Consider the following 22,032-nt stretch of genomic DNA (forward strand, 5'->3'; position numbering starts at 1 on the left):
AAATACGGGACTCAGGTCAGCAATTCCGGGTGGCAAAAAATGCTTCAGGTTCTCTCCAGCGCGTGGGCGCTTCTTCTTGGTATGGGGTTGCTGATGGTTGGCAACGGCCTGCAGGGCACTTTGCTGGGCGTCCGAGGTGAGATCGAGGGATTTTCGACCCTCCAGATGTCCTTTGTGATGTCCGCCTATTTCGTCGGATTTCTGGGTGGGTCGCGTCTCGCGCCCGAGATGATCCGACGCGTGGGCCATGTCCGGGTGTTTGCGGCGCTCGCATCTTTTATCTCGGCCGTCATGATCATGTATCCGATGCTGACCGACCCGATCGCTTGGTCATTGGGGCGCGTCGTGATCGGGTTCTGCTTTTCCGGCGTGTATGTCACGGCGGAAAGCTGGCTGAACAATGCCGCCAGCAATGAAAACCGCGGGCAGGCGCTGTCTCTTTATATGATCGTTCAGATGACCGGCATCGTCAGCGCGCAGGCGCTGATGCTGATCGGCGACCCGGCGGGGTATGAAACCTTTGTGATAGCCTCGATCCTGGTATCCGTCTCTTTCGCGCCGATCCTGCTGTCGATCTCACCCACGCCGGCCTTTGACACGACAAAACCCATGACCCTGCGCAAGCTGATGGAGACTTCTCCGCTGGGCTGTGTCGGCATGTTCCTACTGGGCGGCATCTTTTCAGCCCAGTTCGGGATGAGCGCCGTCTACGGTGCGCAGGCCGGTTTGACGCTGGTCGAAATCTCGACCTTTGTTGCGGCGTTTTATGTTGGTGCGGTACTGCTGCAGTACCCGATCGGTTGGGTTTCGGACCGTATGGACCGACGCATTCTGATCCTGCTGGTGGCTGTGGTCGGCGGGTGCGGGGCCCTGATCGGTATGTTCTTTGGCGGAAACTTCCCAGTCCTGCTGATCGGTGCATTTGTAATCGGTGGTATGACGAGCCCGCTCTATTCCCTGCTTATCGCCTATACCAATGACCGTCTGGAGTATGACGACATGTCCGCTGCCTCTGGGGGATTGGTGTTCATCAACGGGCTGGGGGCAATTGCCGGGCCCTTGATAACCGGCTGGCTGATGGGAACCGATGTTGTTGGCCCTGCGGGCTTTTTCATCTTCATCGTGACCCTGATGTTCGCGATGGCTGGTTACGCTCTGTACCGGATGACACAGCGCGCCTATGTTCCTGTCGACGAAACCGGGGCAATTGCACCAATCTCGCCAACATCGTCACCCATTGCCCTTGAGGTTGCGCAAGAGGTCGTCATCGAAGCCGCGCAAGACGATCAGGATGCGCAAGAACCTGCCTGATCGCCTCTTTTTGTGTCGCAAATGTTGCAATATGTTACTGTAACAATTCTGTAAAACGGACTTAAATGATCTTACGTCCTGGGGAGGGCATTTTACGGAGTTAAGGGCATGGTTGGTCCTGAAAAAGTATTGAGTTTTTGGTTAGACGAGATTGGTCCCGAGGGGTGGTACACACAGGACGATGCGCTGGATGCGCAAATCCGTGATCAGTTCCTCGAAACATGGCAAGGCGCGTGCGACGGCAGGTTCTCGCTCTGGCTGACCTATCCCAGTGGTTCATTGGCCTATATCATCCTGATGGATCAGTTCCCACGGAATATGTTCCGGGGCAGCGGCAAGGCGTTCTCGTCGGACCGCGCTGCCCTGTCAGCTGCAAAATGCGCGGTGGACAAAGGGTGGGATTTGAAAATCGACGAACCCGCGCGGCAGTTCTTTTACCTGCCCATGATGCATTCAGAAAACCTGTGCGATCAGGAACGCTGTGTCCGGTTGATGTGTGAGCGCATGCCCGAAAGCGGGGCAGGCAACCTGCTGCACGCGCGGGCGCATCGCGAGGTAATCCGCAAGTTCGGCCGGTTCCCCTATCGCAACGAAGCGCTGGAACGGTCTACAACGGAACACGAAGCCGCCTATGTTAGTAATGGCGGCTACGGTTCAACTGTACGCGAATTGCAGGAGCCTGCACACTAAGTTGCAGGCTCACATCCGCGAAGAGTCGATGCGCGATCCGCCAGAGCATCGGCCGAAGTGGTGATAGCATAGTCGATTAACTCATCAGGTTTATCGGCCAAGCCTGCCAGGCGCGCCTGTGTCTGCTCCAGTTTCAGCTCAATCTCGTTCAGGCGCTGCAAGGTTGCTGTCAGCTGTTGCGCGGCTGCGGAATCAAAGGCTCCATCCTGCTCCCGAAGAGAGACAAGATCGCTGCGTATCGCAGTCAGATCGCCACGAATCCCCTGTGCCTGATCGCGTAGGGGGGCCACCTCTTGTAGAGTCTCTTTCAACCCGTCGCGGATACCTTCAAGCGACTGAGCTAACTTTAGCCCCAGAAACAAGCACAGCGCCACCAGGATCAGAGTTGCGTTTAAAAGTGCAAACAGTAGATCTTTGAGAGTCTTGGCCATTGGGTGCCTTCCTTAAATCTGATGGATAAAATTTGTGGTTTTGAGCTTCCGTTCTAGCCAGTGCTCCACGCCGGGTATAGGATGAATCCAATACCATTCAGAGCTTCTGATCCTGCGTCATATATGTCGCGGGAACGGGCGTTGATGTGCTAAAAAAAATAGTTTAATGGTAAACTAGTTTTCAATCGACCCGCGCCGAGAGGTAAACATGGCTGCTAAATCCTTTGATCTGATTGTAATCGGGGCTGGTCCCGGTGGCTATGTCGCTGCCATTCGCGCAGCGCAGCTGGGGCTGAAGGCTGCCGTGGTCGAGCGTGAGCATCTGGGCGGTATTTGCCTGAACTGGGGTTGTATCCCGACCAAGGCGATGTTGCGGTCCGCCGAAGTCTTTCACCTGATGGAACGCGCCAAGGATTTTGGCCTGAGCGCGGATAAGATCGGTTATGACCTTGATGCTGTTGTCAAACGCTCGCGCGGTGTTGCTGGCCAGCTTTCGGGCGGCGTGGGGCATTTGCTTAAGAAAAACAAGGTTACGGTTTTCATGGGCGAGGCGACAATCCCGGCCAAGGGCAAGGTCAGTGTTAAAACTGACAAAGGTACTGAGGAACTCAGTGCCAGCAACATCGTGTTGGCGACGGGCGCGCGTGCGCGTGAATTGCCCGGGCTCGAAGCGGATGGTGATCTGGTTTGGACATATAAGCACGCGCTGCAGCCCGCCCGGATGCCGAAAAAGCTGCTGGTTATCGGGTCCGGCGCGATTGGGATTGAATTTGCCAGCTTCTACCACACGCTTGGGGCTGAGACGACGGTCGTCGAGGTGATGGACCGCATCTTGCCGGTCGAAGATGCCGAGATCAGCGCCTTCGCGAAAAAGGCGTTCATCAAGCAGGGAATGACCATCAAGGAAAAGGCGATGGTCAAACAGCTGGATCGTGGCAAAGGCAAAGTGACCGCGCATATTGAGATTGGCGGTAAGGTCGAAAAGCACGATTTCGACACAGTAATCTCAGCGGTTGGAATTGTCGGAAATGTCGAGGGTCTTGGCCTTGAGGCGCTGGGGGTCAAAATTGACCGCACCCACGTGGTCACCGATGAGTTCTGCCGGACGGGTGTCGATGGCCTTTACGCCATCGGTGATATTGCCGGCGCGCCCTGGCTGGCGCACAAGGCCAGCCACGAAGGTGTGATGGTTGCCGAACTTATTGCGGGCAAGCACGCCCATCCCGTCAAACCCGAAAGCATCGCGGGATGCACCTATTGTCAGCCACAGGTTGCTTCGGTCGGATACACAGAAGGCAAGGCTAAAGAGCTGGGCTATGATATCAAAGTGGGCCGCTTTCCCTTTATCGGCAATGGTAAGGCCATCGCATTGGGGGAACCTGAGGGTCTGGTCAAAACGATCTTTGATGCCAAAACCGGTGAGCTGCTGGGCGCCCACATGGTCGGTGCCGAGGTGACGGAATTGATCCAGGGTTACGTGGTCGGGCGACAGCTTGAGACAACCGAGGAAGATCTGATGAATACCGTCTTCCCGCATCCGACCCTGTCCGAGATGATGCATGAAAGCGTGTTGGACGCCTACGGGCGCGCAATTCACTTCTGAGTGGCGCGGGGGCTTGGCTCCCCCCCGCAACCTGCGCTGTGCGTCTGCCAGTGCGTTTATCGCCAGATGAAGCGGATCTTTTGCTTCATCTGGCTGAAAACGTGCCCGAGCGCGGCGCAGCCTCGCTGAGTTTTATCTGCTCAGAGCATCAAGGATACGCGCCCAAGACCGGATGCCTTTGTGAAAGCTATTCACGTCATACTTCTCGTTTGGTGAGTGTATGGCATCGTCATCATTGGCATAGCCGACCAGCATCGAATCCAACCCGAGGATGGTGTTGAAGTAGCCAACAACCGGGATCGACCCGCCCATACCGGTAAAGACGGCCTCACGATCCCATTCATCCGACAAAGCGCCGCGGGCGGCCTCGAATTCCGGGCGGTCAAGGTTCATGACCGACGCGGGCGAGCCTTCAAGATCATTATCCCAGACAACCTTTGCATCCGGAGATAGCCGATCCGCGACATGTTTGCGGATTTTATCACGCAGGCTGTCCGGGTTCATGTCTCCGACCAGACGGCAGGTGATTTTGCAATGCGCCTCAGACGGGATCACAGTTTTTGAGCCCGCGCCATTGTAGCCGCCCCACAATCCATTCACCTCAAGCGTGGGGCGGGCCCATTGCTGTTCAAGCGTGGAATAGGACTTTTCCCCATGCGGCTGGCTATAGCCGACTGAGTTCAGATACTCGGCTTCGTCAAAGCCGCAGTTCTGCCACTGGCGCAGCTGGTCGGCTGGAACTTCGTGTACACCTTCATAGAACCCGTCCACCGCGACACGACCGGTTTCTTCATCATAGAAAGAGGCCACGATTTTTGACAGTTCACGCAGAGGGTTCAGGCCCGGGCCGCCATAGTGACCCGAATGGAGGTCGATGCGCGGGCCGATGATGGTGAACTCGTCTTTCAGCATCCCACGCAGCTGCGATGCGATCGAGGGCACGCCGCGTGACACCATGGATGTGTCGCAGACCAATGCCAGATCTGCAGTAAGCTCTTCTTTGTTCGCCTCAAGGAAGGGGACCAGCGAAGGAGAGCCTGATTCTTCCTCGCCCTCGAAGAAGAATGTGATGCGACAGGGCAGGGTGCCGTGCACCGCCTTCCACGCGCGGCAGGCTTCGACGAAGGTCATCAACTGGCCCTTGTCATCCGACGATCCGCGGCCCCGAATGACCTGACCGTTTTCGGTGTCCTCCAGCTTGGGATCGAACGGATCGCTTTTCCACAGTTCCAGCGGATCGACCGGTTGCACGTCATAATGGCCGTAAAACAGGATATGTAGTCCATCGCTGTCTTCGCCAATATGCCCCACGACCATGGGATGCCCCGGTGTTTCGCGCTTTTCCGCTGCGATGCCAATGCTTTGCAGATCAGATACCAGCCAGTCAGCGGCCTGATCGACCTGCTCTTTAAAGGCCGGGTCGGTTGAGATGGAAGGGATACGCAGAAACGCCATCAGCCGGTCGATAGACGGGGTCAGGTCGGTATCAATTTTGCTGAGAACAGCGTCGAGCGACATAGGTTTCTCCTGAATGGTTCTAATTTGGCGCGGAGCCTAGCAGCGTTGGCGGTGCCGTCTAGTGCGTATCCTGAGAATTCAGCTATGCTGTCCAAAGCGGCGGCGTGTTGCCAGATTGCCTGCGTCGTTTCCCCGCGCCAGGTAGCCACAAGTATACTTGTCCGATGATCTGTTACGGGCTAATTGATGCAAATCAATGTGGCGCTTACCAGATCAGCGGTAGGCAGGCGATCAGACGGAACGCAAAGCGATTTTGGCAGGTTACGCTGTCAGGCGCTAAGAACAGAAAAGGTCCGGGCATTCTATGCAGGTCCGGGCATCGAAGGAGGGTCCTTTGGACTACACTGCTCAGCTCGATACAGCGATTGCCAGGCTGCATGAAGAGGGACGTTACCGGACCTTCATAGATATCGAACGGCGCAACGGGCATTTCCCGCATGCGGTCCGCACCCGTCCGGACGGTTCTCAGCAGAACGTGACTGTCTGGTGTGGCAACGATTACCTGGGCATGGGGCAGAATCCAGTTGTTTTGAAAGCAATGCATGACGCGGTGGATGCCGCAGGTGCGGGATCTGGCGGAACGCGTAATATCTCGGGCACGACCGTATATCACAAGCAACTCGAGGCTGAGCTGGCGGATTTGCATGGCAAAGAATCCGCGCTGCTGTTCACCAGTGCCTATATCGCCAACGATGCGACGCTGAGCACACTACCCAAACTGTTTCCGGGTTTGATCATCTATTCTGATGCGCTGAACCACGCGTCGATGATCGAAGGTGTCCGCCGGAATGGCGGGGCCAAGCGTATCTTCCGCCACAACGATGTCGCCCATCTGCGCGAACTTCTTGAGGCAGATGATCCTGCGGCGCCCAAGCTGATCGCGTTTGAATCGATCTATTCCATGGATGGCGATTTCGGTCCCATCGAAGAGATCTGTGATCTGGCCGACGAGTTCGGTGCCCTGACCTATATTGATGAGGTACATGCGGTCGGCATGTACGGACCCCGTGGGGCTGGCGTGGCAGAGCGGGATCGCTTAGCGCACAGGATCGATATTATCAACGGAACGCTGGCCAAGGCCTTTGGTGTGATGGGCGGCTATATCGCTGCAAGCGATAAAATGTGTGACGCCATCCGCTCCTATGCGCCGGGCTTTATCTTTACCACATCGCTGCCGCCTTCCGTGGCTGCAGGTGCGGCTGCGTCAGTTGCGTATCTCAAACAGGCGCCGGAGCTGCGCGAACAGCATCAGACACAGGCAAAAATCCTAAAACTGCGCCTTAAGGGGATGGGCTTGCCGTTGATCGACCACGGCAGCCATATTGTGCCCGTGATTGTCGGCAACCCTGTCCACACGAAAAAGTTGAGCGACATGCTGCTGGAAGATTACGGCATCTATGTGCAGCCGATCAATTTCCCGACCGTTCCGCGCGGAACCGAGCGTCTTCGCTTTACGCCATCTCCGGTGCATGGACCTCGAGAAATGGACCTTTTGGTGCAAGCCATGGACGAACTTTGGTCACATTGTGCGCTAAATCGCGCCGAACTTGCCGGATAACCTCAAGCCAAAGTGTGCAACACGTTTGCCGCGTGTTAGTCTTACGCTAACAAAAGCGACATCGAATCGTTGGGGCGATTCGGAGTGAGCGCGAAGCGCGCGGCAGGCAAAATGGGGCAGCAGGGATGATTGGGCGCAGAACACAGCGCGAATCCGGCGAAGACGTAGACATCAGACCGAAAGGTTTTGATGATTTCGAAGTGCGTCTTGGTGATTTGATGCGTGGCGAACGCGCGACCATGGGGAAATCTCTTCTGGACGTTCAGCGCGAACTGCGGATCAAGGCGAACTATATCGCCGCGATCGAAAATTCCGATCCCGATGCCTTTGACACACCCGGCTTTATCGCCGGGTATGTTCGTTCTTACGCCCGATATCTGGGGATGGACCCGGATGAAACCTTTGCCACCTTCTGCAGCGAAAGTGGTTTTGAAGTTGCACATGGGATGTCGGCCGAAGCGTCGGTCGTGAAGAAGGCATCCGGCGACTTGCCATCGCGCGGCCCGATGGGGCGCGATCCCTTCACCTCTCCGAACACGCCATTTGTCCCGGGTAGCGACTCGGTTCTCAGCCATTTTGAGCCCCGCGCGATTGGGTCTTCGTTGGTCTTATTGGCGCTGATTGGCGGCATCGGCTATGGCGGCTGGTCCGTGCTGAACAAGATCCAGCAGGTTCAGGTCACGCCGGTCGAACAAGCGCCGATTGTTCTGTCTGACCTGGATCCGCTGCAAGAAGCGCGCAGCCGAACCGAGCAGCAAGAGATTGCCGGGCTGGATACCCCAAGCGCCGAAGCGCTGGACAGGCTGTATCGGCCGCAGGCGCTAGATGTGCCGGTTCTGGTCGCGCGTGATGCGCCGATCTCTACACTTGATCCCAGAACTGTCGGAACCTTCCAGCCCCCTGAACTGCCCGAAGTTCAGTTGGCCGAGGTGCATACGGTCGAGCGCCCGGCATTGCCGCAGGTGGTCGAAAGGCTGGATACGACTCTTCGCATCGTTGCAGTTGACCCAGCGTGGATGCGTGTGCGGGCCGCAGATGGCAGCGTCATTTTCGAGGGAACTCTAGGGACCGTTGAAAATGGAAGCACGTTCGAGGTCCCACTGACTGAAGAGCCGCCGCAACTGCGCGCCGGCGCTGCAGGGTCGGTTTATTTCCAGGTCAATGGCAAGCATTACGGGCCTGTCGGCGCACCCGGTACCATTGCCAAAGGTGTAGTTCTGTCCAAGGACGTCGTTGCCCAGGAATTTACGCTGGCTGATCTCGAGGCGGAACAGAACAGTGCCCTGAAACAGCTGGTCGCCGAGTTGCAGACACAGGAGGCAGAAGAGCCCACCGAGTGATCTAGCCATTGCGATACCGGGGCCACCGGACTATCTAAAGGCCAACACAGGCAGTCGCGGACCGGTCCTTATGTCCCTCAATCACGTACGTCCATGGCGCGATATCTATCGCCGCAAATCCCGTCAGATCATGGTTGGTAATGTACCTGTTGGCGGGGATGCCCCCATCGCGGTGCAGACCATGACCAATACGCTGACGACCGATATTGCCGGTACGGTCGCGCAGGTTCAGGCCGCGGCTGAGGCGGGGGCCGATATCGTGCGCGTGTCAGTCCCGGACGAGGCATCGTCGAAAGCACTGAAAGAGATTGTGCGCGAAAGCCCGGTGCCTATCGTGGCCGACATCCACTTTCACTATCGCCGCGGGATCGAAGCAGCCGAAGCCGGGGCTGCCTGCCTGCGGATCAACCCCGGAAACATCGGTGACGAAAGCCGGGTGAAAGAGGTCATCCAGGCCGCGCAGGACCACAACTGCTCGATCCGTATTGGGGTGAATGCGGGCAGTCTGGAAAGGCACCTGCTTGAGAAATACGGAGAACCATGTCCCGAGGCGATGGTAGAAAGCGGGCTGGAACATATCCGCATCCTGCAGGACAACGACTTCCACGAATTCAAGATCAGCGTGAAGGCCAGCGATGTCTTCCTGTCGGCCGCCGCGTATCAAGGCATTGCCGAGGCGACGGACGCGCCAATCCATCTGGGCATCACCGAAGCGGGTGGTCTTGTTTCCGGCACTATCAAATCGGCCATTGGCCTTGGCAACCTTCTGTGGATGGGGATCGGCGACACGATCCGCGTCAGCCTGTCGGCTGATCCTGTGGAAGAGGTCAAGGTCGGGTTCGAAATCCTCAAATCCCTGGGCCTGCGCCATCGCGGCGTGAACATAATCTCGTGCCCCTCCTGCGCGCGGCAGGGGTTTGACGTGATCAAAACCGTCGAGGCGCTGGAACATCGTCTGGAACACATCAAAACCCCGATGAGCCTGTCGATCATCGGCTGTGTCGTAAACGGGCCGGGCGAGGCGCTGATGACCGACGTGGGCTTTACCGGCGGCGGTGCAGGCGCGGGCATGGTCTATCTGGCGGGCAAGGCCAGCCACAAGATGTCCAACGATCAGATGATCGATCATATCGTCGAACAGGTCGAGAAAAAGGCCTCCGAACTGGATGCCGCCGCCGAGGCGGCAGAGTAGGAGTTTCTGCCTGTTCGTCCCTATGGTAGCTTCGAGAGGTCGATCAAAACGAACTGACCGTCTTCTGAGAACTGAGGGCGCTGCGCTGCCAGGCTTTGGTCAGTAGGGCCTTTCTGAGGGCGTCCCCACATGTCAAAATGGATGCCTATGCACGGATCAAAGAACCCGCCGTAGTCTCCGCTCTTTGTATGAACGATGCATCCCCACTTGCGCGGGGTAACGGGGCTGATGATTAGCCACTCCAGTCTGGCGAAGGCGTCTGGGCCAAGCTCGCGTGCAAGGGAGCCGTCGTTAAGGACCTCCGCCCAGTCCTCGTAAGACAGAGATGTATCGACCTGGGCCATCGCTGTCGCAATCTCATCAAGGTTTCGCCGCCATACAACAACAGGCTTCTCGCGAATGCGCAGCGTTTTGACCTCGCCAGGTTTCCAGTTCTCTATCGGGACTGCGTGTATTCTGGCGTGGGCTCTTGCTTTGACATCAGCCGTCGGCGCCATTCCGCCCAACAGAAAGTACAGCCCAAGGCCGACCGTTAACAATGCCCAGCCGGCGGTGAGGGGGTAAATAAGAGTGTTCTTTTTCTTCATTGGAACTGCTTTGAAAGGGAATAGGCGACAACCCTCGATGGCATACTTATGAAAGTCGACTTCCACAAGAAAGTGCCCCGCGTATTGTCCAACTGTCAAAGAGCGTGTGAATCCAGAGGTTCGAGTTTTGAAGGTGCGGTGAGTGCCAATACGTCCAAACTGACTACCTCTCAGCCTGCGGGAGCTGCGTAGAATCATAAGCCGTCCGTTGGCGTCATTATGCGTTCAAACTGGCGTTCTCAAGAAGGGCTGAGTAGGTTCGACTTATGGAACTTTCTGATGCAAAACTTGAGCCAAATATTATTGTCGCATGGGATTTTGACGGCGTCATAAATCGTAACATCGAGAATGGGCGATTTATTTGGTCTGATACATTCGAAGCCGACATTGGCCACTCGCTGGACGAATTCACAGCAAAGATTTTTCACAACGGTTTCGACGACGTTATCACTGGCAAGGTGGATTTACGCGACCATCTCGAAGGATGGGCGCGCTCGGCTGGTTACTCCAAAGGTGTCGATGCGCTGATCTCATATTGGTTCAAAAATGATGCCTTGCCTGATGCCGAGGTGACAGCGGTAATGGATATGTTGCGGCAAAAGGGGATCCGCCAAGTTATCGTAACTAATAACGAAGTGCGTCGCGCAGCCTTTATAGAACGAGAAATGGGGTTCGCAGATCGCGTTGAGCACCTGTTCTCATCTGGTCGAATGGGGGTGCGTAAACCAAATCCGGCGTTCTTCGAACAAGTGACGAGTACGCTTGGGGCAGACCCGGAGCAGATGCTTTTGATTGATGATTGCCCAAAGAACGTTCCTGCTGCGGTTCGTTGCGGGTGGCGGGCCTTCCATTTCACAGATTCCACGCGAAACAGGTTGCGTGAAGTACTAGGTCTTAGGGTCAGGACCCATTGATTTTGGGGTAGCGGCGTGATTCACGGTTCGAAAAGCGAGCGGTGAACATGTCTGATCTTTTTTGGTTAAGTGATGCGCAGATGGCGCGTCTTGAGCCCTTCTTTCCCAAGTCCCATGGCCAACCACGCGTTGATGATAGGCGTGTGTTGAGTGGGATTATCTTCATCAACCGCAATGGTTTACGGTGGCGGGATGCGCCCAAGGAGTACGGGCCGCACAAGACCCTGTACGACCGCTGGAAGCGTTGGAGTGACAAAGGCTTTGCCCAGATGATGGTCGGCCTGGCCGTTGAGCATGGCGAAGAGAAGAAGGTCATGATCGACGCCACCTATCTGAAAGCCCACCGCACAGCGTCCAGTTTGGCCGTAAAAAAGGGGGACGCGGTCGAGAACCAAAGGCGGCATGAATACCAAGCTGCACGCCATCTGTGACAGCAAAGGGCGACCTTTGAACCTCTTTGTTACCGCCGGGCAGGTGAGTGATTACATCGGGGCAAAGGCACTTTTGAGCAGCCTGCCCAATGTCGACCGGCTGCTCGGAGATCGAGGTTACGACGCCGATTGGTTCAGAGAAGCCCTGAAAGACAAAGGGATACAGGCATGTATCCCAGGTCGGAAGCATCGCAAGGCCACCGTCAAATATGACAAACGCCGCTACAAACGGCGCAATCGGATCGAAATTATGTTCGGCAGGCTCAGGGATTGGCGGCGTGTGGCAACCCGCTATGACAGGTGTCCAAAGGTATTCCTCTCCGCCATCGCTCTCGCCGCCACTGCCATATTCTGGCTATGAAACACCAACGAGTCCTGACTCTAGGCGTGAAACCTAATCAGGCCGAACCTTAAGGCTTTTCAAAAGCCTTTTCGCTGCACGAGATAATGAGCCCAAAAAGATACTTTCGGCAATTGGATACTTTGCGAAGCTTAGGCTGCCGTTAACGCCGACGATTGGTGGGGCGGTTTGTATTTGCGCCGCCCCGACGTGGATCACCCCTGTTCGGCGCGGATGCCATCGGCGATCTGCTGCATTTGATCGGCGGGCAGGAAGCCGCGCAGCATTTCGGTGCCCAACACAAAGGACGGTGTGCCTGAAATCTGCATACGTTGTGCCAGCGCGCGGGTCTGGGCGATTTCGTCCGAGACCTGATCGCTGTCCATCGCGGCAACAATCGCATCGCTGTCCAGACCCAACCCGTCCGAGATGCGGCGCAGGGTAAGTTCCGAGATGTCGCCGCTGAATTCCAGCAGCGCGTCATGCACCTGCTTATAGGCGTCGTCGCCGGCCACATGTTTGGTCGCGACAGCAAAACGTGAAGACATGACTGACGCATCGCCGAGGATCGGGAACTCTTTGATCACCAGGCGGATGTTGCCATCCTCGGACAGAAGGTTTGCGACTTCGGGCACCGCGCGACGGCAATAGCCGCAGCGATAGTCCATGAACTCGACCAGTGTGATGTCACCGTCGGGGTTGCCGCCAACCCAGCTGTAGCCGTCATTGAACAGCTCATCGGTATTGGCCGCGACAAGCTCTTTGTCGGCCAGTGCTTCGGCGTTTGCCTGTTGTTGCTCAAGAATGGTGATCGCTTCGATGATCACGCTGGGGTTTTCCAGCAGATACTCGCGCACCTGTTCGCCAAATGCGGCCCTTTCGGCATCGCTCAGGGCATTCAGGTCCAGCGCCTGTACGGGACCAGAGATCAGAGAAAGCCCCAGAAGGGCCGGTGCAGCATGTCTGAGGATCATTTTCGTTTCCTTTTTTGTGCTCGTTCTGACGCAATCAGCACATCCTGCGCCCTTTGCCAACCAGGGGATCCTTCGGGTAGCTGCCGGACGGCGCGTCGTGCATGAATCCCCGCGTCGATTAACTCACCTTGTAGCGCATATCTTTCCGCTGTCACGGCTGACGCCATTCCATTGTTTCCAACCTGAGAATATGCCGCACCCAGATCGCGCATCAACCGGGCATTGCGATAATCTCGGGCGCGGGCCTTTTCAAGCACCTGCAGGGCTTTCTCAGTTTGACCGTCAGCCAGCAAGGCCCTGCCGTATCCCGCTAGAATCAGCGGGTCGTTTGGTGCCATCTCAGCCGCGTCGCGATAAGCATCGATTGCCTCTCTTACCCGGCGGCTTTCCAACAGGATCTGACCTTTGAGTTCATAGTAGAACGGATCGTCAGGCCGGACTTCCAAGGCCCCATCAATGGCGGCACGGGCACGTGCAAGGTCCCGGTTCTGATGATGTGCAGAGGCTTCGCGCATCAGGCGAATATCCTGTGCGGTCTCTTCCTTGGCGCGGCGCATCGTCCAGCCGGGCGCGCGTAGAAAGGCCGAAAGCTTTCCTTTGACCCGTGCAAACCAGTAATCGGCGGTGTGGTTCGGGTTTGTCTTGTCGCCAAATTGATCCAGAAAGCTCTCGGCGACGCGCAGACGCTCGCGGCTGGTCGGGTGCGAGCGCATGTAGGGGTCTTGGTTCACTTCGCTCAGCAATTCCTGCCCGGCAAATTTTCGATGCAGCGCAACCATGCCGCGGGGCGAAATGCCCGCCCACCTGAGATAGCTGGCCGCGCTGCGATCTGCCGAGGCTTCTTCGGCACGCGTATGTCCCAGAAAGCTGCGCAGGGCTGCCGATTGTGTGCCTGCTGCAATGCCGGCGGCAGCCTCGCCACCGCCTGCGGCGGCTGCAATCAGCGCCAGCGCTGTGCCCAGACCTGCGGTGCGTTGCGCAGCCCGCAGGTTCTCGATCCGGCGCGACAGATGCCCGTTGGCGATATGGGCGGCCTCATGCGCGATCACCGCCTGCAGCATTTCCGGGGTGTCGACATTCAGGATCAGCCCGTAATTCAGGTAGATCGTGTTGTAGTCGATGACGAAGGCATTGAAGGTCTGGTCATTCACAACAAGGATGCGCACGCGGTTGGTGTTCAGCCCGGCAGCGCGCAGGATCGGAAAAGCGAGTTCACGCAAGCCATGTTCGATATCGGGATCGCGGATCAGGCTTTGGGCCATGCTTTGGACGGCTGTGGCCATCCACAGACCAACAACCAGCGCAAGGGTCGGGATTGACGCCAGCCGGGATACGCGTTCAAAAGCCATGGCTGCAACATGGGAGATGGGCATGCGAAACTCAACCCGGTCCGGGGTCGATCCCTTCATTGTGATGGATGTGATGGAGGCCGCACGCCGCGCCGAAGAGGCCGGGCGCTCCATCATCCATATGGAGGTCGGTCAGCCCGGCACCGGGGCGCCCAAAGGGGCGGTTCAGGCGCTGGCCAAGGCCATGGAGCAAGGCCCGCTGGGCTATACCGTCGCTCTGGGTTTGCCCGCGCTGCGGCAACGCATCGCGCAGATGTACGGCGACTGGTACGATGTCGATCTGAACCCGGAAAGGGTGGTGGTCACGCCCGGTTCTTCCGGCGGTTTCCTGCTGGCCTTTACCGCGCTCTTTGACAGCGGAGACCGTGTGGGCATCGGCGCGCCGGGCTATCCGTCGTATCGCCAGATTCTCAGGGCACTGGGGTTGGTGCCAGTTGATCTGCCGACCGCGCCGGAAAATCGGTTGCAGCCCGTACCGGGTGATTTCGCCGGGCTGGACCTTAAGGGTCTGATGGTTGCCTCACCCGCCAACCCGACGGGCACCATGCTGGATCATGCGGCGATGCAGGCGCTGATCGACGCTGCTCACGGGCAGGGCGCCGCGTTCATCAGTGATGAGATTTACCACGGGCTGGAATATGAGGCCAAAGCGGTCACGGCGCTGGAACTGACCGATGAATGTTATGTGATCAACTCGTTTTCGAAATACTTTTCGATGACCGGCTGGCGTGTGGGCTGGATGGTCGTGCCCGAGAATCAGGTGCGCGTAATCGAGCGTATCGCCCAGAATATGTTCATCTGCGCACCGCATGCCAGTCAGGTCGCGGCGTTGGCGGCCATGGAGTGCGAGGATGAGTTGCAGGGCAATCTGGATGTCTATCGTCAAAACCGGCAGTTGATGCTGGAAGGGTTGCCGCAGGCAGGTTTCACCAATATCGCACCACCTGACGGCGCGTTTTATGTTTATGCGGACGTCTCCGACCTGACCGATGATAGCCGCGCCTTTGCTGCCGAGATTCTTGATAAGGCGGGCGTGGCCGTAACACCGGGCTTGGATTTCGACCCTTTGCGCGGGCATCACACGCTAAGGTTTTCCTATGCGCGATCCACCGCGGATATTCGGGAAGGCCTTGATCGTTTGCGTAACTTCATGACCGAGCGCGGCGCGCTGTAAAGCGTTCACAAAACCGCTCCGATGCTGTAGGCTCGGCAACAAACGATCTCGGGAAAACTTGAGGCCATGAGCAGGATTTTCTTTGTTTTTGCGCTTGTATGGGCGCTGACTGCCCCTGCGGTGGCGCAGGATTTCAGCGCGCTTGCGCGCGTCCTACCGGATCAAAGCCGCATCTCAGACAGCGGCGCGTCGGGCGTTCGCCTGCGGATCGGTATGACGCAGGGTGTTCCCTATCGGGTATTCACCCTGCGCGATCCTTACCGCATGGTTCTGGACTTTCAGGAGGTCGATTGGACCGGCCTGAACCGCGATGCGTTCTTGCAAAGCGAGCGGATTACAGGGGTACAGTTCGGCGCATATGTTCCGGGCTGGTCGCGTCTGGTGCTGGAGCTTGGGGCACCGCTGGCCGTCGAAACTGCGGATATGCGGGTGGACACGAATTCGGGCGCGGCGCTGCTGACCCTGAACCTGATCGGTACGGATTTCGACAGCTTTACCGCCGGGGCAGGTGCCCCGCGCAATCCCGGTTGGGATTTGCCTGAACCTGCCCTGACCATCGCCAAAGATCCCCGTACCGGAGAGCGCCCTGTGCGCGTGATGCTGGACCCTGGCCATGGTGGGATTGATCCGGGCGCCGAAGTGCCGGGCACAAACGAAAAGACGCTGATGCTGACTTTCGCGCGCGAATTGCGCGAGTTGCTGCTGCGTTCCGGCGGGTATGAGGTGGTCATGACCCGCGTTGACGATCAGTTTGTCTCGCTCGAACGTCGCATCGCGCTTGCGCACCGGTCGGGCGCACATGTGTTCATTTCCCTGCATGCGGACGCGTTGTCCGAAGGTCAAGCGCATGGTGCCACGGTTTACACCCTGTCCGAGGATGCGTCAGACGTGGCGAGCCAGAAACTGGCCGAACGTCACGATCGCAGCGATCTGATCGCGGGTATAGATCTGAGCGGCTCTGACGATCAGGTGGCAGACGTGCTGTTGGATTTGGCGCGGCAAGAGACCAAGCCGCGTACCGATGCTCTTGCGCGCGAAATTGCGAACGGTATGGCGCAACAGGGTGGGCCGATGAACCGCAGACCGCTGCGTCAGGCATCTTTCTCGGTTTTGAAAGCTGCCGACATCCCGTCAATTCTGGTCGAAATTGGATTTCTGTCCAGCCCCAGAGACCTGAAAAACATCAAAAATCCGGAATGGCGGGCTGACATGGCGCTGGGTATCTACAAAGGTCTGGAGCAGTGGAAACAGCAAGACGTGATCAAACGGTCGCTGATTGGCCAGTGACCTGAGGGCTGAAAACGGCTAGAATGCGCTTGGTGTTTTGACCCTTGGGCACAGCGTCCCTATATAGGCGGCACGGCGAACAAAAGGCAGTAACGTGATCCGGTTTATTCTTTCGATTTTCGGGGCAGTTTTCAGCCTCGTGACTTTGGGTATATTTATGGCCGCGCTGGTTGTCGGCGCGGTGTTCTGGATGTACGGGCGCGATCTACCTAGTCATGAATCGCTGGCGCAATACAAACCGCCGACCATCAGCCGGATTTATTCGGGCGAGGGCCAGCTGATCGACGAATTCGCGCAGGAACGCCGCCTGTTTACGCCGTCCGAAGAAATCCCTGATCTAGTGAAACAGGCATTTATCTCGGCTGAAGATAAGAACTTCTACACCCATCAGGGCTACGACCCGCGCGGGATCGTGGCTGCTGGCGTCGAGGCGATCAAGTCCAAGGGCGAAAACGTACGGGGTGCCTCGACCATCACCCAGCAGGTGATGAAGAACTTCCTTTTGTCCGGCGACCGTCGGGCCGAGCGTAAGATCAAAGAGATCATCCTCGCCACGCGGCTTGAGGATACGCTGGACAAGGAACAGATCCTCGAGCTTTATATGAACGAGATCTTTCTGGGCCAGAATTCGTATGGCGTGACCGCCGCGGCGCAGACCTATTTCAACAAAACCCTGCAAGAGCTTGCCCCGCATGAGGCCGCGACATTGGCCGCGATGCCCAAGGCACCATCGGATTATCATCCTGTTCGGCAAAAAGAACGCCTGCTGGCGCGGCGCAACTATGTGCTGCGCGAGATGCAGCAGAATGGGTATATCGATCAGGCGACGTATGAGACCGAAGTGGACGCCCCGCTGCGCTCGGTCCAGAACGGCGATTTCGAAAGCTTCCGCACCGCGCTGCCGCCGCGGGACTATTTCACCGACGAAATCCGCCGCCAGCTGAGCGAAGATTTCGGTGAGGGTGAGTTCTTTACCGGCGGTTTCACCGTCCGCGCCTCGGTGGATGAGGAAATGCAGGTCGAAGCCGCGCGGGCGCTGCGCGAAGCGCTGCAGAAATACGATCTGTCCCGCGGCAAGTGGCGCGGCACGGGTGAGGTCATCGCAGAAGAAACTCTGGCCGATGAAGCACAATGGCGCGCGGCTTTGTCGCTTTTGGAAATCCCCCGCGATGTGGTTCTGCCAACGCAATGGTACCCGGCCGTCGTTCTGGATGTTGCCGATCAGCAATTAACCGTTGGCATCGAAGATGGACCCGCGGACGGGGTCATCCCACGCGCCGACATCAAGTGGATGCAGGGCAATTTTCAGGACAATTTCAAACGCGGCGACGTGATCCTGGTGATGGAAGGCGAAGAGGGGCAATGGTCGGCCCGTCAGGTGCCCGAAGTGCAGGGTGCCTTTGTTGCGATGGATGTAAACTCGGGCCGAGTTTTGGCGATGCAAGGCGGGTTTTCCTATCAGGATACCGTCTTTAACCGAGCCACGCAGGCGCAGCGCCAACCTGGGTCCAGCTTTAAGCCCTTTGTCTATGCAGCCGCATTGGACAGTGGCTACAGCCCTGCCACGATCGTTGTGGATGCGCCGATCGAGGTGAACACACCCCAAGGTCTGTGGCGCCCCAAGAACTCGACCAATAAGTTCTATGGCCCGACGCCGTTGCGTACCGGGATTGAGCAATCTCGGAACCTGATGACCATTCGTCTGGCGCAAGAGGTCACGATGCCGGTGGTTGCCGGATATGCCGAACGGTTTGGTGTCTATGATCGGATGGGCGCGTTTCTTGCAAACTCGCTGGGGGCCGAAGAAACGACGCTTTATAAAATGGTAGCGGCCTATGCGATGTTTGCAAATGGCGGTGAGCGGGTTGAGCCTACGCTGGTTGACCGTATTCAGGATCGGTTTGGCAAGACAATCTATCGTCATGACGACCGGAGCTGTCTCGATTGTAGCTCAAGCTGGCTGGAACCTGATGAGTCGCCGACCATCGAAACCAACCGCAGCCAGGTTATGGACGCGGTCACCGCCTATCAGCTTACCTCGATGATGAAGGGCGTGGTGGATCGTGGCACTGCGTCTCGCCACGTCAACCTACCGGTGCCAACCGCTGGTAAGACCGGTACCACCAACGACTCAAAAGACGCATGGTTCATCGGCTTCACCTCGAACATCGTGGCAGGCTGTTACATCGGCTATGATCGCCCGCGTCCGATGGGAAGAGGGGCCTATGGTGGTACTCTGTGCGGCCCGGTCTTTCAGAGCTTTATGGAAAAAGCTGTCGAGAAATATGGCGGTGGCCCGTTTGATGTTCCTCCCGGTGGACATTTCATCAAGATCGACCGATTCAGCGGCGCGCGTCTGCCCGCTGATGCTTCGGGTGCATATGTCGTGGCCGAGTATTTCCGCGATGGCGTCGATGGGTTCATCGACCGCATCTATGACGGCGGGTTTGCCATCGGATCGGACCTGCCGTTGTTTGAAGAGGCGCAGCGCGCCGGTGTGCAGGTGCAGACATCGACTGGAGAAACCGTCATCGTCGGTCCAAAAGCCACTCAGGGTGACGTGACCACAGGTGGGTTGTACTAGCCTGCAAGTGTCAGGAATTGGGCAAGCAGGTCGGCCTCGGTATCTTTGGCGACGTGCCCGTTGGCGCGCCAATAGATCGACATCGCGCATTTTGCGGCCGCCCAAGAACCTAGACGATGCTGGGTGACACCCATTGCATCGGCATAAAGCGTCAGGCACTGCGCGATCTGCTTCGGCTCCCGGACGAGTTCCGGCATTCCCTTGGGATGGCGCAGGGCATTTGCCAGTTCAAAGGCGGGATCGCCGCAATATCCTTTGGCATCTATGACCCGTGGGCCGGTTGCTGTCAGGATCACGTTATCCGGATGCAAATCCCCGTGCAGCGGCACCAGTTGCGGCTGTGTGTCCAAAAGCGTCTGTGCCAACCGGGCCGCGCGCTGCATGTTGCGCGCCAAACCGGGATCGCAGCTGGGTGCATATGTGCAGTCAAACAGGGGTGCAAAGACGTCGTGCAGTGGCTTCAGGCCGTCCACCTTTACCTGTGGCGCTTGGTGCAGGGTGCGGGAGGTTTCGGCCAGCAGGGCCACCGCTTTGGTCGGGGCGCCGTCGCGGGCGATATCCCCCAATGACGGCCCCGAGAGCCATTCCATCAAAACCGCATTATCTGTCTCGGCGATGACACGAACCGCGCCGCGATCCTGCCACGCGGATAATACACGCGGCCCCGGTGCCTCATTCCCGCGATCCGCGCGGCGATAGAGCTTGAGTGCGGCGAAATCTCCACCCGATCTCACCTTCCAGACCTGCGCCTGACCGGTATCTGCGACCGGTGTTGGGGCGCTTAGGTTCCAGCGCTTCAGAATCTCATCCGGTACATCGCGCATTCGCGCCTCACTTGTCTTGTGGTGCCTCGCCCCTCTTGCTATCACGCAAGCCTGATTGAGCAAGTTGGGACCAGACCATGCGCGCCGAAACCCAGAACATCGTGGCGGAAATTCAAAAATCGCTTGAGCTGCTGGCGCAGCGTATGGACTATGAAACAGCCCCCCACCGGCTGGAGGAATTCAACGCGCGCGTTGAGGATCCGAACCTGTGGGACAGTCCTGAAAACGCACAGAAGCTGATGCGCGAGCGGCAGATGCTGGTCGACGCAATCGAGACCTATGAAACCATCAAGACCGATCTGAACGACAATATCGAGTTGATCGAACTGGGTGAGATGGAAGAAGATGAAGAGGTCGTGCAGGACGCCGAAGAGGCGATCAAGGCCCTGAAGACCCGCGCCGCCAAGAAAGAACTTGAGGCTCTGTTGAATGGTGAGGCGGATGGGAACGATACCTTCCTTGAAATCAACTCGGGTGCAGGCGGGACCGAGAGCTGTGACTGGGCCTCGATGCTGGCGCGTATGTATGTGCGGTGGGCCGAGAAAAAGGGATACACGGTCGAGCTGCAGTCAGAGACCGCAGGCGAAGAGGCCGGAATCAAATCGGCGGCGTATAAGATTTCCGGCCACAATGCCTATGGCTGGCTGAAATCCGAAAGTGGTGTGCATCGTCTTGTGCGTATCTCACCCTTCGACTCGGCGGCTAAGCGGCACACGTCTTTTAGCTCGGTCTGGGTCTATCCGGTCGTCGACGACAATATCGAGATCGAGGTGAACCCGGCTGATATACGGATTGACACCTACCGGTCGTCTGGCGCGGGCGGTCAGCACGTCAACACCACTGACTCGGCAGTGCGTATCACTCATATTCCGACCGGGATTGTTGTCACCAGCTCGGAGAAGTCGCAGCACCAAAACCGCGATATCGCGATGAAAGCCTTGAAATCGCGTCTCTATCAGCAAGAGCTTGATCGCCGGAATGCCGAGATCAACGCCGCGCACGAGGCCAAGGGCGATGCGGGCTGGGGCAACCAGATCCGGTCTTACGTGTTGCAGCCCTATCAGATGGTCAAAGACCTGCGGACCAATTTTGAAACCTCGGATACCAAGGGTGTTCTGGACGGCGACCTCGACGGGTTCATGGCCGCCACGCTGGCCCTGAACGTCGCAGGCAAAAGCCGTTCCGAAGCGATGGGCGAGGATTGAGGCCTGCGCGCCGGATCGTGATGCTGCTGAAAGGTCATTGGCAGCTGATTCTGGCCACGGCGCTGGTGTTTTTGTTCTGGAACACCGCTGTTCTGCTGCCGCTGAAAATCCTGATCATCTTTCTGCACGAACTGTCCCATGGTCTGGCCGCTGTCCTGACCGGAGGGTCGATCGAACAGATCTCGCTATCGATCCATCAGGGCGGGTACGCGATCACGCGGGGCGGCAATGTGTTCTTGATACTGACCGCCGGGTATCTGGGGTCGCTACTGCTGGGGATGGGACTGTTCATCGCGGCGCTGCGTACTGATGCGGATCGGCTTATCTTGGGCGCGTTTGGATGCATCATGTTGCTGGTGGTGGCGCTGTATATCCGTGACCCGTTTCCCATGGCGTTCTGCGCCGGGGTAGGGCTGGCGATGTTGGGGATGGCCGGATTTCTTGAACGGAACCCTTGCGACATGCTGCTGCGGATCATCGGCCTGACCAGCATGATCTATGTTCCTTACGACATCTTTGACGATACGATACGTCGGTCCGGGCTGCGGTCTGATGCCTATATGCTGGCCGAAGAATTTGGCGGCACCACCATCATGTGGGGTGGATTGTGGCTGGTGATCAGCTTCGCGGCGATCCTGTTCTGTCTGACCAGAATGTTGGGCCAAAGCAGTAATCTGAAATTCAGGCTCAAGATCTCCTGATCGCTGCTGGGCGCCACCA

At 57.6% G+C, this 22,032-nt stretch carries 19 protein-coding genes; 13 read left to right on the top strand and 6 right to left on the bottom strand.

From position 1 onward, the window contains the following. Positions 1-39: 39 nt before the first annotated feature. Both ACR0I7_RS02860 and ACR0I7_RS02865 read left to right on the top strand, forming a co-directional pair. Positions 40-1,311, top strand: coding sequence for an MFS transporter (locus ACR0I7_RS02860; protein WP_480508231.1), 1,272 nt, complete (start codon positions 40-42; stop codon positions 1,309-1,311). Positions 1,312-1,419: 108 nt separating this feature from the next. Further along, positions 1,420-2,001, top strand: coding sequence for a DUF924 family protein (locus tag ACR0I7_RS02865; RefSeq protein WP_480508233.1), 582 nt, complete (start codon positions 1,420-1,422; stop codon positions 1,999-2,001). Here ACR0I7_RS02865 and ACR0I7_RS02870 read toward each other — a convergent pair. Next, a complete protein-coding gene (locus ACR0I7_RS02870; RefSeq protein WP_480508235.1) occupies positions 1,998-2,432 on the bottom strand; it encodes a hypothetical protein in 435 nt (144 codons plus the stop codon). The two genes, ACR0I7_RS02865 and ACR0I7_RS02870, sit on opposite strands and share 4 nt — an antisense overlap. A 208-nt stretch (positions 2,433-2,640) precedes the next feature. Between ACR0I7_RS02870 and lpdA the strand changes: the two genes are divergently transcribed. Further along, entirely contained in the window at positions 2,641-4,035 is a 1,395-nt protein-coding gene (lpdA, locus tag ACR0I7_RS02875; RefSeq protein ID WP_480508237.1) for a dihydrolipoyl dehydrogenase, read from the top strand. Between the two features lie 132 nt (positions 4,036-4,167). On the opposite strand, the gene ACR0I7_RS02880 is transcribed toward lpdA, so the two are convergent. Then, entirely contained in the window at positions 4,168-5,553 is a 1,386-nt protein-coding gene (locus tag ACR0I7_RS02880) for a M20/M25/M40 family metallo-hydrolase (RefSeq protein WP_480508239.1), read from the bottom strand. Positions 5,554-5,887: 334 nt separating this feature from the next. Here ACR0I7_RS02880 and hemA point away from each other — a divergent pair, with 334 nt between their 5' ends. The 3 genes from hemA (at position 5,888) to ispG (ending at position 9,643) form a co-directional block, all read left to right on the top strand. Next, positions 5,888-7,111, top strand: a complete 1,224-nt coding sequence (gene hemA / locus ACR0I7_RS02885; protein WP_480508241.1) for a 5-aminolevulinate synthase — start codon at positions 5,888-5,890, stop codon at positions 7,109-7,111. A gap of 125 nt (positions 7,112-7,236) precedes the next feature. Further along, the gene (locus ACR0I7_RS02890; protein ID WP_480508243.1) at positions 7,237-8,451 is read left to right on the top strand and encodes a helix-turn-helix domain-containing protein; all 1,215 of its coding nucleotides are present in this window, start codon (positions 7,237-7,239) and stop codon (positions 8,449-8,451) included. A 70-nt stretch (positions 8,452-8,521) separates the two neighbouring features. Beyond that, entirely contained in the window at positions 8,522-9,643 is a 1,122-nt protein-coding gene (gene ispG / locus ACR0I7_RS02895; RefSeq protein ID WP_480508245.1) for a flavodoxin-dependent (E)-4-hydroxy-3-methylbut-2-enyl-diphosphate synthase, read from the top strand. A 20-nt stretch (positions 9,644-9,663) separates the two neighbouring features. Here the strand turns inward: ispG and ACR0I7_RS02900 are convergent, their stop codons facing one another. Then, the gene (locus tag ACR0I7_RS02900; protein ID WP_480508247.1) at positions 9,664-10,230 is read right to left on the bottom strand and encodes a Rieske (2Fe-2S) protein; all 567 of its coding nucleotides are present in this window, start codon (positions 10,228-10,230) and stop codon (positions 9,664-9,666) included. A 266-nt stretch (positions 10,231-10,496) separates the two neighbouring features. Between ACR0I7_RS02900 and ACR0I7_RS02905 the strand changes: the two genes are divergently transcribed. Then, entirely contained in the window at positions 10,497-11,144 is a 648-nt protein-coding gene (locus ACR0I7_RS02905) for an HAD-IA family hydrolase (RefSeq protein WP_480508249.1), read from the top strand. A 47-nt stretch (positions 11,145-11,191) separates the two neighbouring features. Beyond that, positions 11,192-11,936 (top strand): IS5 family transposase gene (locus ACR0I7_RS02910; RefSeq protein ID WP_480509693.1). Its coding sequence is split into 2 segments (ribosomal slippage): positions 11,192-11,532 and positions 11,531-11,936, totalling 747 coding nucleotides; the frame shifts between segments, so codons are not numbered across the junction. Between the two features lie 194 nt (positions 11,937-12,130). On the opposite strand, the gene ACR0I7_RS02915 is transcribed toward ACR0I7_RS02910, so the two are convergent. Beyond that, positions 12,131-12,889 carry a DsbA family protein gene (locus ACR0I7_RS02915; RefSeq protein ID WP_480508251.1) on the bottom strand — a complete coding sequence of 253 codons (759 nt, stop codon included), beginning with the start codon at positions 12,887-12,889 and terminating at the stop codon, positions 12,131-12,133. Continuing rightward, positions 12,886-14,262 (bottom strand): M48 family metalloprotease, encoded by a 1,377-nt coding sequence (locus ACR0I7_RS02920; RefSeq protein WP_480508253.1) that lies wholly within the window; start codon positions 14,260-14,262, stop codon positions 12,886-12,888. Before ACR0I7_RS02920 ends, ACR0I7_RS02915 begins: the two co-directional genes overlap by 4 nt. Here ACR0I7_RS02920 and ACR0I7_RS02925 point away from each other — a divergent pair. The 3 genes from ACR0I7_RS02925 to ACR0I7_RS02935 all read left to right on the top strand — a co-directional run bounded on the left by ACR0I7_RS02925 (position 14,261) and on the right by ACR0I7_RS02935 (position 19,283). Further along, complete coding sequence (locus ACR0I7_RS02925) at positions 14,261-15,412, top strand: pyridoxal phosphate-dependent aminotransferase (RefSeq protein ID WP_480508255.1); 1,152 nt, start codon at positions 14,261-14,263, stop codon at positions 15,410-15,412. The genes ACR0I7_RS02920 and ACR0I7_RS02925 overlap by 2 nt on opposite strands. A 66-nt stretch (positions 15,413-15,478) precedes the next feature. Beyond that, positions 15,479-16,699, top strand: coding sequence for an N-acetylmuramoyl-L-alanine amidase (locus tag ACR0I7_RS02930; RefSeq protein ID WP_480508257.1), 1,221 nt, complete (start codon positions 15,479-15,481; stop codon positions 16,697-16,699). Between the two features lie 94 nt (positions 16,700-16,793). After that, complete coding sequence (locus ACR0I7_RS02935) at positions 16,794-19,283, top strand: penicillin-binding protein 1A (protein ID WP_480508259.1); 2,490 nt, start codon at positions 16,794-16,796, stop codon at positions 19,281-19,283. Here ACR0I7_RS02935 and ACR0I7_RS02940 read toward each other — a convergent pair. Next, the gene (locus tag ACR0I7_RS02940) at positions 19,280-20,107 is read right to left on the bottom strand and encodes an aminoglycoside phosphotransferase family protein (RefSeq protein WP_480508261.1); all 828 of its coding nucleotides are present in this window, start codon (positions 20,105-20,107) and stop codon (positions 19,280-19,282) included. The two genes, ACR0I7_RS02935 and ACR0I7_RS02940, sit on opposite strands and share 4 nt — an antisense overlap. A 77-nt stretch (positions 20,108-20,184) precedes the next feature. On the opposite strand from ACR0I7_RS02940, the gene prfB reads away from it, so the two are divergent. Further along, a complete protein-coding gene (gene prfB / locus ACR0I7_RS02945; RefSeq protein WP_480508263.1) occupies positions 20,185-21,312 on the top strand; it encodes a peptide chain release factor 2 in 1,128 nt (375 codons plus the stop codon). A gap of 20 nt (positions 21,313-21,332) precedes the next feature. Continuing rightward, a complete protein-coding gene (locus tag ACR0I7_RS02950; RefSeq protein WP_480508265.1) occupies positions 21,333-22,013 on the top strand; it encodes a M50 family metallopeptidase in 681 nt (226 codons plus the stop codon). Positions 22,014-22,032 lie beyond the last annotated feature (19 nt).

The organism is Ruegeria sp. AM1 (genome assembly GCF_056540745.1).

Bases quoted from the DNA above. Each gene is read 5' to 3' on its own strand.
- ACR0I7_RS02905 (WP_480508249.1), top strand. From the start codon at position 10,497: ATGGAACTTTCTGATGCAAAACTTGAGCCAAATATTATTGTCGCATGG.
- ACR0I7_RS02940 (WP_480508261.1), bottom strand. From the start codon at position 20,107: ATGCGCGATGTACCGGATGAGATTCTGAAGCGCTGGAACCTAAGCGCC.
- ACR0I7_RS02950 (WP_480508265.1), top strand. From the start codon at position 21,333: ATGCTGCTGAAAGGTCATTGGCAGCTGATTCTGGCCACGGCGCTGGTG.
- ACR0I7_RS02900 (WP_480508247.1), bottom strand. From the start codon at position 10,230: ATGAAGAAAAAGAACACTCTTATTTACCCCCTCACCGCCGGCTGGGCA.
- ACR0I7_RS02890 (WP_480508243.1), top strand. From the start codon at position 7,237: ATGATTGGGCGCAGAACACAGCGCGAATCCGGCGAAGACGTAGACATC.
- ACR0I7_RS02880 (WP_480508239.1), bottom strand. From the start codon at position 5,553: ATGTCGCTCGACGCTGTTCTCAGCAAAATTGATACCGACCTGACCCCG.
- ACR0I7_RS02860 (WP_480508231.1), top strand. From the start codon at position 40: ATGCTTCAGGTTCTCTCCAGCGCGTGGGCGCTTCTTCTTGGTATGGGG.
- ACR0I7_RS02925 (WP_480508255.1), top strand. From the start codon at position 14,261: ATGCGAAACTCAACCCGGTCCGGGGTCGATCCCTTCATTGTGATGGAT.
- ispG (WP_480508245.1), top strand. From the start codon at position 8,522: ATGTCCCTCAATCACGTACGTCCATGGCGCGATATCTATCGCCGCAAA.
- ACR0I7_RS02920 (WP_480508253.1), bottom strand. From the start codon at position 14,262: ATGCCCATCTCCCATGTTGCAGCCATGGCTTTTGAACGCGTATCCCGG.
- lpdA (WP_480508237.1), top strand. From the start codon at position 2,641: ATGGCTGCTAAATCCTTTGATCTGATTGTAATCGGGGCTGGTCCCGGT.
- ACR0I7_RS02865 (WP_480508233.1), top strand. From the start codon at position 1,420: ATGGTTGGTCCTGAAAAAGTATTGAGTTTTTGGTTAGACGAGATTGGT.
- ACR0I7_RS02915 (WP_480508251.1), bottom strand. From the start codon at position 12,889: ATGATCCTCAGACATGCTGCACCGGCCCTTCTGGGGCTTTCTCTGATC.
- ACR0I7_RS02870 (WP_480508235.1), bottom strand. From the start codon at position 2,432: ATGGCCAAGACTCTCAAAGATCTACTGTTTGCACTTTTAAACGCAACT.
- ACR0I7_RS02930 (WP_480508257.1), top strand. From the start codon at position 15,479: ATGAGCAGGATTTTCTTTGTTTTTGCGCTTGTATGGGCGCTGACTGCC.
- prfB (WP_480508263.1), top strand. From the start codon at position 20,185: ATGCGCGCCGAAACCCAGAACATCGTGGCGGAAATTCAAAAATCGCTT.